The following is a 15,291-nucleotide window of genomic DNA, read 5'->3' as shown; positions in this document are numbered from 1 at the left end:
GGGGTTTGTTGCGGAGTTCGGGCCATGACCCCGGACGAAATCTTATCGAATCTGGCCGATGTAAGCGTCTACTGTCTGTCGCGGTATGACTTCGCAAAGCTCTGGGATCGCGCGACTACAACGCGGCTGGAGACGATCGAAGTCACGACGGATGATCCCAAGGCACAGAGGCTGGCGCAGCTTCGCGCGCTTAAGGACAGCGGTGCCCTGAGCGACTTCGTGCGCGCCTGGATAGCCACCCGGGGGGACCCCGCTCCGCAAGAGCGGGAGGCGATCAAGCTGTACGTCGGGTCCGTCTCCATAGACTTGTCGCGATGGGAGAATGCCGATCCAGCCAAGAAGCAGGCCGCCTTGGAAGAACGGGACGCCTTTCTAAACACCAACGATATCTTCGAGATACTGCGCACCGATTTCCCGCGCGTCTGCTGCATCGTCGGCAAGGCGCAGCGAGTGGTCGGGGGGTTGCCCGTCCCGACGGAAGTCGGCGGGACGGGATTCCTGGTGGCCCCGGACGTCGTCCTGACAAACTGGCACGTCGTGGAACCTCTCTTGGACGATCAGGGCAAGCAACGCGCTGGGTCTCACACGGAGTTCGCCGTCTTCTTCGATCACATCCGCAAGGAGAAGATTCCGCGGCACGATGAGAATTGGGGCGATACCACCCGGGTGCCTCCAGCCGAGGGCTGGTATCTCGGCGGCTCCCCCAAATCCAAGGCGCTAACCGATTTCGCAACGGCCTTCGATTTCGCCTTGATCCAGCTTGCGACGCCGATCGGCAAGGCGGCGCGAAACGGACGCTTTGGCGAGCCGCGGGGCTGGATCCGGATTCCGGAAGCGGGCTTCATCGGACCGCCGGCAAAGGATACCGGCCTGCTGTGCCCTCAGCATCCCGGAGGAATGGGCCGCGTCTTCGCCTTCGGTAGAGCCCTGCAGCTATACGATGGGAGCGATAACCGGCTCGCCTATTCTCTCAGTTCCGAGAAAGGCAGCTCCGGCTCGCCAGTCCTGTCGGCAAAGGGCGCCCTGGTTGCCCTTCACGAGGCTGACGGCTTGGGCGCCGGGCCGCAGGATCCGGATCCCGCCGAGCACAACAGAGGCATTTTGCTCTCGGCCTTCGCGGCGATGGCACGCGATCATCTTCATGACGCCACGAACGACCCGCCGCCTGTCACGGGTCTGTGGGCCGTCAGGACCCCGACCGAGACCCGCCATCCGCTCTTGGGACGCAAGATGTTACTCGACTGGATCGAGGGCCAGATCGCGGCAGATCCTACGACCTTGCCAATACATGTGATCACCGGTGGCCCCAGGACAGGCAAATCCTTTTCCATCGACGTCCTGCGCACCCGACTGGAGACCTTGCCCGACATCGTCCTTGCCTTCGCACCGACAAGCCTGACACCGGAGGGACAGGGCTCTGCCGACCGGTCGACCCTGCTTCTTCCGGAGCGGCCCGATGCGCTGCTGGCCGAAATCGCCAACGCCCTGTCACTTCCCACCGAAACTATTCCACGACCTCCGCCGGAGGTTCAGAAGCGGAGCACGGAGCTCGGCCCGGGCGACGCCGAGGACCGCAAGCTCAATGATTGGGCATCGACCTCCCTGACAAAATGGCTTGCCGAGACTATGCAAACCGAGAAGACCGATTTGAAGCGCCGGCTCTGGATCGTGCTCGACGTGCCGCCCGGCACGCCCTTCGGTCCCGGGATGCAAAGCTTCCTGAAATCGATGGTGCCTGCCGCCGATGGCGATCATCAGTTCGACATCTTCCGTTGGATATATATCAACTACACTCCCGTTTTTCTGGGGTCTGCCGTGCCGGTTGAGAAATTGACGCCGAAGGACGATATAAAAATTGATGATCTGAAGGATTTTCTTGGAAAGATGTTCACCGCTTTGGGCAAGAGAATTCCAGAAGATGCGGAGATCGAAGAATCGTTCGACTACATTGATGCGATGAAGGGCAGCTCCGAAGAATTATTCTGGGGCATGGTGCGTGTAGCGCTGAAAACAAAGATCGACCGCCATTTCGCGAAGGAGCCGCGACCATGATGGCGGGACAGAACAGCGCGGCGGCGCAGCTCGAAATCGAAAAGGTCATCGAACGGTTCCGTGGTCGGCCAGGACATGAGGACACCGTCGCTGCGCTCGAAGCCATGCTGGTCCCCACAGCGCTTGAGAGTGCGCCGGAGCGTCGTTGGACGCTGCCTTTCCTGGCTGCCGCGACGCGTGCCTCCTTCACGCTTAAAGATTTGCGCGACACGGCGGCGGGGTCGCTCCCGGAGCCGTCGTCCGAAGAGCTCTCTCTCGTTCTCGATGAAAGCCTCGCGGTCGCCGGTCTGCCACGCGGCGAGCCGGCGCGCTACATCCTTACAGACACGGCCAGGCACGCGGTACTGCGTGACCGACGCGGAGAAGAAGACCTCGCGGGCGTCCTGGCCGCTGCCTCCATAACCTCGGATCGCGTCACACATTTCCTGACCATCCTGCTTATTCGCTGGAACGGGGATGGGGGCTTGCCCTGGGCAAGCGCAGACCTCAAGGCGATGTCAGGCCCGGACATGGAGGCTGCGGTCCAGGCCGCGAGCCTCGTCGTCGAGCTTTGGCCGGAACTCAAGCCGCTTCGCGAAGAGATGCGGCGGCGCCTCGACCTGGAGGAGGTCATCGAGCCGCTGCGCGTGCTGATCGGGAGGGTTGGCCCCATCGGGACGGGGCAAGGGCCGGACTCGTTCATCGGGCGCGAAGAGGCGTTGCTGCGCCTGTACGAACACGTTGGCGTTACGCCGCCCCGTTCTCTACTCGATAGGGCGAGGCGGACCGTGCGCCGGCTGGTCGAGGCGGTCACGGGCGCGCCGAAGGGAGCCCTGGTTGTCCACGGCATGGGCGGCATGGGAAAAAGCGCCCTGATCTCGAAGTTCGTGCTGGACCATGTCGGAAATGACCAGCTTCTCTTTGCCTATCTCGATTTCGACCGCTCGACGCTGACGCGGGGGGGAACGAGCGCGCTCTTGGTCGAGGTCGCCCGCCAGATCGGTCTGCAACTCGACGGGCGGAAAGCCGGAGAGGAGGCCGCCCGCGCGCAGCTCGCGGATCTTCGGGCGAGCCTCCGGGGCGATCTCTACGAGGGCGCGCAACTGACCTCGGCCAGCCACGCGGACATGCTCAAGGCGATTGTCAATTCGTTGCCGGGCCAGCCTCGGCTCCTGCTTGTGTTCGATACCGTCGAGCGCGTGCAAGCTCTGGATCCCGACGCCATCAAGTCTTCGCAGGAACTGCTCAGGCGGCTCGGCCTGTTCGACGGCAGCTGGGACCGCCTGCGGGTGGTCGGGTGCAGCCGGACGGACGTTCCGGAGCTTCGCGCGTTCCAGGATACGCCCAAGCCGATTGATCTGCCGAAACTGACCGATGCACAAGCCAGGGAGCTCGCCGCCGCGATACTGCGCGAACAGCACCCGGGCCGTCGTTTCCCGCCCGCGCTGATCGCGGCAATGGCCGACGCCGCGGATGGCTATCCGCTGTTCGTCCGTTCTCTCGCAGGTTATGTCAGCGCCGCCGGACTGGATTCGGATGCGGACTTTATCCGGGACCTGAAGTCGACCCACGGGCGAGCGTCGCGAGTGGCGACAGTGTTCTATGCGCGGTTCGCCGATCGCATTCTGCTTCCGGGTGGCGCCCCGACGTTCAAGGCCGCCTTGTGCCTGCGTATCGTCACCTTGCCTCTCCTGGAGGCCGTGCTGCGGGGGCTGGGAACCGAACTCACCGCTCAAGAGATCCAGGCCGCGATCGCCAAGCTGGACAAGGACGTCACGCTCTGGGCGGAGCGCGGGCCAGGCGGGCTGCGCTGGCGACCGGACCTGCGGGCCCTGCTCTTGGGCTGTATCCGAGAGGACGATCCTGAAACGGGCAGCTGGCTGCGACGTGTCGCTATGATCGCGCTGGAGACGTTCCGGCCTTTGCCGGAGGACGACGAGACAGCGGCCGCGCTGTTATATTACACCCTTCTGTCCGGTCGGGGGATCGAGGCCGCCGATCGCTTCTGGCGGCCTGGTCGCGCTTTCAGGCGGGGTCTGGTCGATGCGTCGGCCGATTTTCTTCCGGAAAGCGTGGAGGCTTGCTATGTCAGGCTCGTCGCTGCCCGCCGGCGTCCTTCCGCAGAGGATCTCGACCTGCTGCCGGACTGGATCGGCTGGCGGCTGTCATGGGACGCGAGCCCGACGCTTGCCACCCCCGCCTCAACCGGCATCAAGCCCGAGACGCTTAAGCTTCTGGACATTGCGCGGAGCCTTCAATCGGGCGAGCCGGACTTCGAACCGCGGCTCTTTGCACTGCTGGCCAAAACCGGGCGCTGGCAGGAGGCGCAAGCAAGATTGAGCCGGCCTATCATGGATGGGTCGGTAGACCGCGTCGACCTGTTGAACTGGATGGTCCGAGCCGGTCCGGTCGGTGACCGGAAGGTCGGGGACGAGATGTTGGAACTCGGTCGCGCTCTCGCCGGCGAGGCCGCAACTGGACCGCGTCGGCGGGGAAGCCCTCGGAGGAAGGATGGCGAAGGCCTGGTCGGCGCGCTCGTCGCCGCGCGGATTTGGGAAGACGACGAGCTTTTTGAGAGCGTCGATCCCATCATCGCCGACCTGCATGCCCTGCGTCTGCAGTCCGAAAATCTCGCCGCTAGCGCGATCGTGATAGGCTCGTTCGGCGACCGGTCGTCCGATTGGGCAATCGAGGTGGTCTATCAAGCGAAGCTTTTGCAGGCCGTTTCCACCCGCCAGCTCCTTCTGCTTCGGGAAACCTGTCGTTTGGCGCTTCCGAGAGCAGCGGACGAGCTCGAGAAGGTCTGGCCCGCCGACAATTCGTCACCCTCCGACAGTGAGATGCCGGCGCGGGCCTGGACAGAGAGCGCAGTCATCCGGACCGTCGTCACCTCCCTCTGGGATCTTCGCCATGGCTGGTCGGATCAGGAAGCGCGATGGGCCTTCTTCCGATCGTTCCTCGCGCTTCGCAATCCGGATTGGATCGAGCCGCTCGGCTATGCCATTGCTGACGGACATGCACAGGCGCTCCGAGCCTCGATCGCGCAACTCGTCGAGGAGAAACGGCTTCAGGTGGACGCCTCGTTGCTGTCGCCTCGGCGGAGCCTGCGCGATCCCACGGACGCTCTGCGGATTCTTGACGAGGCAGGCGCCTTGGGGCCGTGCCTCGCCATCCTTAAGAAGACAGTGGCGCAGGAGCAGGGCTTCGCATCGCGTATTTTGGAGTCCATTCGATCTTCAACCTCATCTGCATCGGCTGAGAGCCGCGGCGAGCTTCTCTGGCTCATCAGCAGATTCGAGAACTGGCAGGCCGCGAAACAAGGGATCATGGTGCCGCCAGCGCGCTTTCAGGCATGACGGCGGAGGGCACGTCCCTGACATTTCTTCGACCTGGACAATCTGATCGTTACGCGGGACTCGCCCTGGCGCGTCGTCCACGAGCCGCTGCAATGGCGAGATCCAACCGGCTACCGGACCTGCTCCGCATCGACAATGGTGTGCTTTTTCGACGGAACAGACCGCTATCTGTCGGCCATCCTTTTCCACGTCGTATGACGGTCAAGGCGCTGGACACGACCAGCGGCCGTAGCAATTGCCGACAATAGAGTTGCTGCCACAACAGATCTCGATGTGGTTTGAACAACGGCTTCCGGCAGTAGAGCATTGCTGGCTCATGCGCGAAGGAAACCCAGGAGCCAGCGGGCTGGCGACACTCCCGAACACGCGTTTGAACGCGCGTATCTCTCCGCCTTTACGGACCAAAGTGCGTTTAATTCCGTGGACGTCGATTTGTGTGACATCTTCCGGCACCAAATGCCATCGCTCGCCTGCGTCGTCCTCGGGAATCAGGACCACTTCTTGGGCATTGCGCGACTCTTCCCGTCCCTCGAACTCGATCCACTCCGAGTCGCGGAAGCTTGGCGGCACTTGCACTATATCAACCATGCACTCTTCCCCCAGTCTCGGTAACGCAACCCATAGCAGCTTGGCAGCCACGGGCAAGCTTGTCGCCAGCAAGGCAACCGCCAGCCCCAGACAGAGAATACTACGGACCGCGGGATAAAGAATATCGAACAGGTCGCGGCCGAGATAGTAGCTTTCCGTGGCGAGGCTTGTTGGAAAAAGGCGGGCGACTCCGGCTGCATCGGCGGCAGTGGCAAGAGGAGACGGAGGATCGCTTTGGCTGGTCAGTTGCAGGGATTCCAGCCTGTGGTTCAGCAGCGTCTGGCGGTCTTTATCAAACAGGCCCCGGTTCTCGCCAGCGAAAGCTTCGATTGTCGCTGCGAGGTCATTAGGTGGGACGGCCGTCCCGTGGTCTTCGATCGTATCGACGAGGACAAGAGCCGCGTCTTCGCGGGCAAGGCCGCTTCCCTTGCGCACCGCGTGTGTCAGGATCTGCGGACAGTAGAAGAGATATAGACCGTAGAGTGCGAGGTAGAGCGTAAACCCACCAATCTCGATACGGATGACGTCGACGGCCGTGAATTTGTGGCAGGATAGGTAGAAATTCAGGACGTGGTTGTTGACCCAGCCAGCCCAGAGAGAACCTTGGTTCAGAGCCTCGGTGATATAGAATAAAACATACGATAGTACCACAATCGGCAGCAGCAGTCGCGATCCTTTGAAGAAAGGCTCGAAGGCGCTCCAGGGTGGCAAATACAAACGAGCGAACCAGCCTATTCTTTCATTGCCCGCGAACGAGTTCTTCGCGGTAGCATAGAAAATTGCGATAACAACAGCCGCGATTGCCAGCCAGAGAGTGTGTAGAGAGGGGGTGCCGCGCTGTCCCCAAATATAGGCGTAAACTGCAAGATCAAACGCCACCAGAACGCCGAAAAAAACGACCATGTGCTTCGCGATCGCTTTGACCCTCTCCATGTCCCACTCCTAGCTCTGTGAGAGAGGATAAGCCGAAGATATGGCCGGCGCCACGGTGGCTGCGGCAGTGACTATCTCTCGCTCAATATTCCCTGATAGAGAGAGCATTGGACTGGAGGCCGACATTCCAAATTCGATCCCCCGTTGCCCATAGCGATCGAAATCCAGATGCTCGGTCAAACATAGCCAGCGTTTACATTTGACGCGGGCTATGGAAACACGTCGGTTAAGTTCGCCGGCCCGACAGCGAGCGACCACCGATCTAGGTGTCACGCTTACCTCCTAGGTCGTAAACTCATAAACGATACAGACTGAGGCGTCCCAGCTTGTCGCCGGTCGGCTTACCGTTCATGGTTGCGTGATGGACCATGCTCGAACATCTGGATGTGCTCGTGGAGTGAGTGGATCAGCTATACGGCCTCGATCCACGCGCAGACCAAGGACCTGCCGGACGGCACCCCGGTTTCGATCAGCGTTGTCGATTGAACGGCTTGCCTGAGCCGAGAGAAGCTGATTCAGCGTCGGGATGAGCCGATATGATCTGACCGACTTCGAATGGCGCGTGATCGAGCCGCTGCTACCCAACAAATCGCGAGGCGTTCCGCGCGTCGACGACCGCCGCGTGCTGAACGGTATCTTCTGGGTGCTGCGATCCGGCGCGCCGTGGCGGGATCTGCCCGAGCGCTATGGGCCGCGGACCACCTGCTACAACCGGTTTGTGCGATGGCGGAAGGCAGGCGTATGGGACCGCCTGAGGGACGCCATCAGCGCCGCCCACGACGGCGCCATACAGATGATCGACAGCACTTCCATCCGGGCGCACCAGCAGGCTGCGACGGCAAAAAAGGGGGTCCAGATCATTGTCTCGGTCGATCGCGCGGTGGGCTCACGACCAAGATCCACGTCGTCGTCGACGCGCAAGGGCTCCCAATCCGGCTCAGCCTGACAGCAGGACAGGCACATGACGGTCAGATCGCTGATCGGCTTCTCGATCATCTTGGCCCACGCACCATCGTGCTGGCCGACAAAGCCTACGACGCCGACCGCATCCGGGAACTGATCCAGGAGCAGGGTGCCACGCCCAACATCCCGGCCAAGAGTAACCGGAAATGGAAGCCCTGCTTCAGCAAGCGGCTCTACCGCGAGCGCAACCTGATCGAACGCTTCTTCTCCAAGTTGAAGCACTTCCGTCGCGTCTCAACCCGCTATGACAAGCTCGCCGACAACTTCCTCGCCATGGTCCAGCTCGCGTCAATGCGCCTGTGGCTGCGCGCTTATGAGTCTACGGCCTAGTTAGAATCTCGTGTCTGCATCGAGTTCCTAGCTTCGACGTATCCGGGCCAGCGAGGCGCCTCGGACTTAACGTCTGGGGTCACGACGATGTTCGCGACGACCTGAATGTCCGCTCTCAGTGTTGCCAGCCTAAAGCCGCCAGTCCGCTCCCGACCAAAAACGCGACGTCCGAGTAGTGGCTTGGCGAGGCTCGTAGTTGGCGCAAAGTGCTCGTTCTGGCTGTTGAGCCGAACGGCAACTTCCCATCCATCCATCTCGGCAATTGGTGGGCAGCTAGTTGGAAGAGTTTGAACCTAATACGCCAGTGTGTGAGATCGCCGCCACCGCGACGGCAGATCACCGACCGGCCGGGGTTTGTCGGTGGCGGGGGGGTGCGAGTTCCACCATCGGCGACTTTAGTCTCCGCGGAGCTCAACCGGCCAGCCACAGGCGCGAAGAGCAGCTGCCGGCGGGTACGCTTTGTCAGCAGATAATGTGATCGCGTTGTAGTGCATCTCTGCGAACCGCTGCGCCGATGCTATGGTGTGCCGGAACTCATTAGACGGCAAGGATGTGAGACATGCCCGGAGTCACCCGCCGTACGCTTCTTGCGCTCACCGCCGTTGCGTCTGTTGTTGAGCCGACGTTTGCAGAAGAGGAAGGTATTTCAAGCGAATTGAAGGCGCTGATCTTAACCCATGAAACCGCTTATGACGCACTTCATCGGGCTGTTCATCGACCGGGCAGCAGCTGGCACGACCGCCACAGGGCAGACCGGATTGAAGAGCAAGCATTGCTGGCCATCTGCTCCTTTCCTGCGACTAGCCGAAGCGATTGCCGGGCCAAGGCTGGGTACCTGTTGACTGTCGAGGCACGCGGCGAGCTCGACCTGGAAGATCACATCCAGGCCATCTTGCACGCGATGATGCGGGATTAATCGCGCCTCGACCAGTTCATCAACAGCGAAAAAAGGCTGCGGTGATGTCGGCGACAAAAGTACCAGCGCGTATCTTCGGCCGGGCCACGTCTGTAAGGTCAGTGTCTGACTTTAGCGAAGTCACGGCCGCCGTGCGTCGGCGCATGCAGCACACGGCTCGAAAGGACAATCCGTTCGAGAGATCGGTGAGGTCACTTCTACATGCTCAAGGGGTTCGTTACCGAATCCATTTCCCGCTGCCCGGCCTGAAGCGGACAAGCTGTGATATCGCCTTTCCCAGCCTGCGGATTGCCGTTTTTCTGGATGGATGCTTCTGGCACGGGTGCGACCAGCACCCTCCCGTCGTGAAGAAGAACACGGATTTCTGGCTCGGGAAGATCGAACGCAACCGTGCACGAGATTTGCGAGCGACGGCGCATCTGATCGACATTGGGTGGACAGTGCTCCGCTACTGGGAGCACGAGGCTGCTGAGAATATCGCCGATGCAATTCTCTCCGCAGTCAAGCAGGGCAGGGACGCCGGTGCTTCATCGGGCGGCATGTCGCGCCCTCTGGAGAACGTGCAAGGGCCGTCGGGAAAGTTCGAAGCTGTCGACTGCAACGAACGTATTGTCGAGACCGAGCTTCGCGAATAGCCGTTTCTGATCCCAAAGCGGATGAACTACCGCACCCCATCGGCTATGCCGGTCATCCAGGGAGAAAGTGGGGATATCCGCTCTGCCGTCGACGCATGATATCCGGTTGCCGGGTATAAAGGTCCTAGTTTCTTTTGCAAGTCGATGGGCGTTCGATGACCAATCGCTGATCTCGAAGTCTTCGTACTTTCCATCGAAGCCGCACTCGTAGTTTGGATCAACGAATGCGCGGAGGTAGGACAGTCCCAGCCTCCAATCAAGAAGGCCGTGAAAATTCCTGTTGTTGTAGCGTTGGAGGCACTTATAGCAGGAACTGCCGCATACGTTCATGTGATGTTCATCTGATACGGTGTTACGGGGCCATTGCGCAGCATCATCAAGAACGCTTGCCAGCAGATCCGACACAGGGATCCTGCTATCTCCGAGGAGATGGCGGCAGAAGCCGGAACCGTTCGGGAGCGCATCTGATATCTGGATATAAGGAAGAGACGGCCTTCCCGGAGACGTCATGATGTTTGGTGCCAGTGCATCGAACTCTTCGGGAGCGATATCGAGATCGAATGCAGCCCGTTGCACGAGAATTTCCGTCGCGGAAATCGCCGCGGCCCGTACGCTCGTCCTTGACGGATCGCGTCGGTTCCTCATCGCCAAACCGACGTCCATGTCCAGAAGACGGAGATTGCCGTTCAATCGTATAGGGCCGATCTGCAGGGAGTTCGTGACCTTCGGAGACGCGAGGCAGGCGATGACTTTCTCGTCGCCCTGCCGATATCGGCTGCGCTGATCATCCGCTATCACTTCCGAGCCGATGGCCTGCCCTGCGAGTTTCAGGCGAGGTTTGGCCTTGAACCACCAGATGTTACGGGTTGCTGCGAGGTCGGTCGCCGCTTCCACCTCGAAGCCTGCGAAGTCCGTGTCGTCGTTGACACCGGGGTTCACCAGGAAGATTTCGGATCTTTCCGCGAAGTTAACGGCGATGTTCTCGTCGGTCTTCTGCTGAGTGGGCTTCCCGATGCTTGCGAGAGTGATGCGCTGGCCTACCTTCGACTGTAACCTCGACGCCTCCGTACAGAAAATGATCGATTGGCGAGCCGCTAAGAAATCTGAAGGCTAGCCGTTCCAATTGCCGTCAAACATTGCAGTAAAAAGGCTGCGGTGAATCCGCCACGGCTGATCTTGTTATTGAGATTCCGCTCCGTTTCGTGAATGTCCATAGAGGCTAGCTTTTCCGCGAGCTGCGCATATGTTACGCCCTTCCGCTTCAACTCTGACTTCAAAAGGTTCTTGGCTTTCGTCTCGTATTCGACGGTCTGCGGGTCGTCCTTACGTGCCATTGCCTCGCCTCAAAAATATCATCATATTCGATGATATAGACCTTGTATCTGGTGATACAAGCCCGCATATATAGTGAACAATATCACCGGATATGATGACAATGGCCCAACACTTCCTCCTTTCCGCCGAGAGCCGCACCCTCTCCCTCAAAGAGATTTACAAGGGTGGCGAGGAAAAGGCTTACGACACGTTCAAGCGCCTTCGCTGGGCTTCGACGAAGGCGAGCCCGTTTGCCCGAAATGCGGTTGCCTGGACCACTACGACATTCCGACCCGTCGCAAGTTCAAGTGCGCCGCTTGCGTGCGCAGTTACGCCCCGTACGATCTTCGCCTCGCGCAAGCTGGCATTTGTCGATCTGCTTGCCGCGATCTGCCTGTTCGTCAACGGCGCGAAGGGCATGTCGGCGGTCCAATTCTCCCGCGATCTGGACGTTCAGTACAAGACCGCCTTCGTGCTGGCTCACAAGCTGCGCGAAGCCCTGTCGGCTGAAACCAAGGAAGAAATCCTTGAAGGTGAGGTGGAAATCGACGGTGCATTTTTCGGAGGCGTGGTGCGTCCTGAGAACCGCGTAGAGGACCGCAAGGACCGCCGCATGAAGGAACACCAGTCAGACCGTCGCCGCGATGCGATTGCCCTGCGCGAGCGCACTGGCCGCACCTTGACGTTCATCCGTCACCGCGAAGCGGAAGGCGTCGATATCGCCCGCGCTCGCATGCTGGCCGGTTCCAAGCTGTTTGCCGACGAGGCGAGCCATTGGGACGCGCTGGAGGCCGACTACGCTTCGACCCGCATCAACCACTCGGAAAGCTACAGCGACGGCCACGGCAAGCATACCAACATGGTGGAGAGCTATTTCAGCCGTCTGCGCCGCATGGTCACTGGCCAGCACCACCACGTTTCGCACCGCTACCTCTATCAGTACGCCAATCACGCCGCATGGCTTGAAGATCACCGTCGCCGGTCAAACGGCGGCAACGCCTATGCCCTGCTTGGTGCCGCGCTCAATCATTCGGTGTCGCGGGTTTGGGCGGGCTACTGGCAGCGAACCGCTGCTTGATCTTCTGTCTGAGATGCCACACAAACTTAACTCTCTTGACAAACGCCCATAAATCGCACGTCTGACCCCTTCCCAAAAAGTTTAATTTCGTTAAGGTGAACTTAACTGCTGGGAGGGGAGAATCCTTGACAGCGATGGGGTGATCGTATATGCGCCGCGCCTTGATATGGCCGCACTGCGATATTAGATTTCCCTTGACGAAACATTGGAACCATGAAGGGCGAGCAGCGTTGCTGCCTGCATGATTCTTTAGACCCGACACAGAAAGGAGAGGCATAATGTCTGTAGAAATAGACCGTATCAAGACCCGTTTCGACAACCTCTTCGCTAACGAAGGGCTGACCAATATTAAGTTTTTCGTCAGGCCCACGAAGGGCATGACCAATCTTGATTTCTTAGCGGAACTGAATACGATTCAGGATACTATTGCGGCCCAAGATTTCAAACGGGTAGAAGACATTGACCAAAATGCAGAAACCCGTAGGTTCGATGAACCCTTTAATTGACTTGATTCGAACGCTGGGAGAGGAGGGCTAGCAGCCCTCCTTTTTTTATGGGAATTTTTGAACCAGTTCGTGAAGTGCTTGTCGCCTATAATCAACAGCACGGCATACAAAATGTGCCAATAAGCGTAAACCGACTTCGCCCACTCTTTGAACAAAGAGGTTACGTCGATAATATAGTATGGGAAAAATTTTACTTTGAAACAGCGTATATTTTGGCCCAAATAAAAACATACAAAGCCAGAATGGGAGTATACAAAGAACTCGGTAGCTACGCTCGCATCCAATATTCAAGTGGTTTGAATTATTGCTGGACAAGATTTGTTCTATGCAAAGAGATGTATCACTGTATCCTCGACGCGGAAATTCGGAATCGGGTCACGTCGACCGAAGGGCTCTTGGAACTCGCCGAAAGACTAACGTCAAACCTCCTCGATGCTCTGGCCGGGGAAAACGATACCTTTTACCCGTTTGAGACGGAGCAGCTGGCGGAATTGTTCGCAATAGAGACACTGTTCCCTATTGAACTTCGCCGCACCCATTGTGACGCTTTGGATAACAACGAAATCACCCATCACGAACTTGCACTGCGTTACCGGATACCAGAGCACTACGTTCATATAGCGATGAGCTCTGCTTACTTTTCCGCTATCGTGCGGGGTCGATCGAAAGAGATGGTTGATATCTAACCTTTCGTCTCTGCCAATGCTTCTGGCTCTCGACGCTACAGCAGTCTTGCCTTCCGCCGCCGCCGGACCTTCGCGGTGTTGACGCACTGTCTGATCCGCTCGACAAGCGACGGTTCCCAGCCCTTCGCCCTGTACGATCCGCTGGGCCGTCTCTTTGTTGGCCTTGCTGCCTTCCGCCTCAAACTTGACGATGAGCCTGTAAAGCTCGTCCTTGCGGAAGCGGTTGGGCGTCCGCCGCAACGGAATGATCTGCGCCGGGTCGCCCTTGTAGCCAAGGATCAATAGTACCGCGTCTATGTGCTCTAGCTGGTGAGCCAGGTCCGCACCAATGAACAGGATCGCGCCGGATATCTCCGCGCGCTTCGCGACCAGCGTGTTTATCGCGTGTTCGTATCGGGTGGAGCGGACGATGGGGGCAACTCTTGGCATCCCCGGATTTTATGGGAACCCACTAGGTAGCGGCAGTGGGAATGTTGGTGCTTTTGCTACATAAGGCCGCATTTTTGCTCTCCAGTTCTCCCAGATAATCGGCCCACCATTGCATCATCTTGACGCGCTCTTCCCAGTGCGCTGCCCGGGCGTAGGCGCGACGAACGTCGTTGTTCTCAATGTGGGCCAGCTGCCGCTCTATGGCGTCCGGATGCCACTTTCCGCACTCGTTTAAGAGAGTTGATGCCGTTGCTCGAAAACCGTGCGCGGTAGCTTCTTCCTTGCCATAACCCATACGGCGCAGCGCGGCGTTAAGTGTGTTGTCGGAAATCGGACGCGAACCCGATCGAACACTAGGAAACAGCAGCGATCCCCCACCAGATATTTCTCTAAGTGACGTCAGGACGCTGACGGCCTGCCTTGAAAGTGGTACGCGGTGCGGCCGTCGCATTTTCATGCGTGCTTCAGGGATGATCCACACCGAGCTTTCGAAATCGAACTCGTCCCATTCGGCCGCGCGCAGCTCGCCGGGGCGGGGAAACAGCAGCGCCATGAGCTTCAGGGCGGCTCGGGTTGTAGGCTGTCCGTCAAATGCATCGATCGCCCTCAGCAAGCCGCCTAAAGCCCTAGGATCGGTAATCGCGGCACGCGGCGTGACTGTCGGACTGATGAGTGCGCCCCTTAGCGCAATCGTCGGATCTGCCTCGGCGCGTGCGGTTGCGATTGCGTATCGAAACACGCTGCCGATCGTCGAGCGCAGTCGCCTGGCAGACTCGTATCGGCCGCGAACCTCCACGCGACGGAGGGCGGTAAGGACGGCGGCCGTATCGATCTCCCAAATGCACTTGTCGCCGATTGTCGGATAGGCAAAGTCGAGCAGCCATTTGACCTTGTTGATCGTCCGGTCGGCACGTCCCTCCTTCTTCAGCTTGTCAACATATTCGTCCGCGATTGAACGAAAAGTGTCTTTTTGCGAATTGGCTTTGTGGAGCTTGCGCTCCCGCGCTGGGTCGGCACCAGCCTTGAGGAGGCGTTTGGCTTCATCGCGCGCTTGGCGGGCATCTGCGAGAGAAATTACAGGATAGCTGCCCAGAGACAGCAGCTTCTGCTTCCCGTCAAACCGATAGGCGAGGCGCCATAGCCTTGTTCCGGATGGCTGGACCCATAGCTGCAGCCCGCCGCCGTCGGATAGTTTCTGGAGCTTGGGCGCGGGCCGGGTGTTGCGGCATTTCACGTCGGAGAGAGCCATTGTGGGACCTCCTGTTTGGCGCTTCGATACCAACAGGGTCTCCGATACCAACAAAAATACCAACACCTCGCCCCGCTGGACGAAATTGGCCGAACCGCGATGAAATTCGCCCGAGCGCATCTTTCGTGGCGAAAAAATAAGCAAATTCAGCAATTTGTGGAGACTGAAGCGTAGAAGCTTCGGCGAAAGGGAATGCCGGGAGAAGAGGGGATGGTGCCCAGAGGCGGATTCGAACCACCGACACGCGGATTTTCAGTCCGCTGCTCTACCAACTGAG

General features: G+C 59.3%; 11 protein-coding genes and 1 pseudogene. 7 read left to right on the top strand and 5 right to left on the bottom strand.

Going from position 1 to position 15,291, the window contains the following annotated elements; genetic code table 11:
• Positions 1-24: 24 nt before the first annotated feature.
• Entirely contained in the window at positions 25-2,052 is a 2,028-nt protein-coding gene (locus DH08_RS16460) for a trypsin-like serine peptidase (RefSeq protein WP_192180304.1), read from the top strand.
• Positions 2,049-5,387 carry an ATP-binding protein gene (locus DH08_RS16455; protein ID WP_192180303.1) on the top strand — a complete coding sequence of 1,113 codons (3,339 nt, stop codon included), beginning with the start codon at positions 2,049-2,051 and terminating at the stop codon, positions 5,385-5,387. The genes DH08_RS16460 and DH08_RS16455 overlap by 4 nt, the downstream gene beginning before the upstream one ends.
• Before the next feature lie 201 nt (positions 5,388-5,588).
• Here the strand turns inward: DH08_RS16455 and DH08_RS16450 are convergent, their stop codons facing one another.
• Positions 5,589-6,908, bottom strand: coding sequence for a hypothetical protein (locus DH08_RS16450; protein WP_192180302.1), 1,320 nt, complete (start codon positions 6,906-6,908; stop codon positions 5,589-5,591).
• Positions 6,909-7,434: 526 nt separating this feature from the next.
• Here DH08_RS16450 and DH08_RS16445 point away from each other — a divergent pair.
• The 3 genes from DH08_RS16445 to DH08_RS16435 all read left to right on the top strand — a co-directional run bounded on the left by DH08_RS16445 (position 7,435) and on the right by DH08_RS16435 (position 9,752).
• A protein-coding gene (locus tag DH08_RS16445) for an IS5 family transposase (RefSeq protein ID WP_192180301.1) occupies positions 7,435-8,201 on the top strand; the annotation gives its coding sequence in 2 pieces (ribosomal slippage) (positions 7,435-7,759 and positions 7,759-8,201; 768 coding nt in all).
• A gap of 559 nt (positions 8,202-8,760) precedes the next feature.
• Positions 8,761-9,117: a hypothetical protein gene (locus DH08_RS16440; RefSeq protein ID WP_192180300.1), complete on the top strand. Its 357-nt coding sequence runs from the start codon at positions 8,761-8,763 to the stop codon at positions 9,115-9,117.
• A gap of 44 nt (positions 9,118-9,161) precedes the next feature.
• Positions 9,162-9,752, top strand: coding sequence for a very short patch repair endonuclease (locus tag DH08_RS16435; RefSeq protein WP_282595041.1), 591 nt, complete (start codon positions 9,162-9,164; stop codon positions 9,750-9,752).
• On the opposite strand, the gene DH08_RS16430 is transcribed toward DH08_RS16435, so the two are convergent.
• Positions 9,645-10,691 (bottom strand): hypothetical protein, encoded by a 1,047-nt coding sequence (locus DH08_RS16430; RefSeq protein WP_192180327.1) that lies wholly within the window; start codon positions 10,689-10,691, stop codon positions 9,645-9,647. The genes DH08_RS16435 and DH08_RS16430 overlap by 108 nt on opposite strands.
• Before the next feature lie 155 nt (positions 10,692-10,846).
• Positions 10,847-11,086: a DUF6471 domain-containing protein gene (locus DH08_RS16425; protein ID WP_192180299.1), complete on the bottom strand. Its 240-nt coding sequence runs from the start codon at positions 11,084-11,086 to the stop codon at positions 10,847-10,849.
• A gap of 101 nt (positions 11,087-11,187) precedes the next feature.
• Between DH08_RS16425 and DH08_RS16420 the strand changes: the two are divergent.
• Positions 11,188-12,144, top strand: a pseudogene (locus DH08_RS16420) (IS1595 family transposase).
• 278 nt (positions 12,145-12,422) lie between these two features.
• The gene (locus DH08_RS16415) at positions 12,423-12,650 is read left to right on the top strand and encodes a hypothetical protein (RefSeq protein WP_192180298.1); all 228 of its coding nucleotides are present in this window, start codon (positions 12,423-12,425) and stop codon (positions 12,648-12,650) included.
• A gap of 419 nt (positions 12,651-13,069) precedes the next feature.
• On the opposite strand, the gene DH08_RS16410 is transcribed toward DH08_RS16415, so the two are convergent.
• Both DH08_RS16410 and DH08_RS16405 read right to left on the bottom strand, forming a co-directional pair.
• Positions 13,070-13,765 carry a hypothetical protein gene (locus DH08_RS16410; RefSeq protein WP_192180297.1) on the bottom strand — a complete coding sequence of 232 codons (696 nt, stop codon included), beginning with the start codon at positions 13,763-13,765 and terminating at the stop codon, positions 13,070-13,072.
• A gap of 22 nt (positions 13,766-13,787) precedes the next feature.
• On the bottom strand, positions 13,788-15,014 hold the full coding sequence (locus DH08_RS16405; RefSeq protein ID WP_192180296.1) for a tyrosine-type recombinase/integrase: 1,227 nt from the start codon (positions 15,012-15,014) through the stop codon (positions 13,788-13,790).
• Between the last annotated feature and the right edge of the window lie 277 nt (positions 15,015-15,291).

This window comes from Mesorhizobium amorphae, assembly GCF_014843845.1.
Classification (GTDB): domain Bacteria; phylum Pseudomonadota; class Alphaproteobacteria; order Rhizobiales; family Rhizobiaceae; genus Mesorhizobium; species Mesorhizobium amorphae_A.
The sequence above is the reverse complement of the archived record's forward strand: the minus strand, read 5'-3'. Positions and strand labels throughout refer to the sequence as shown.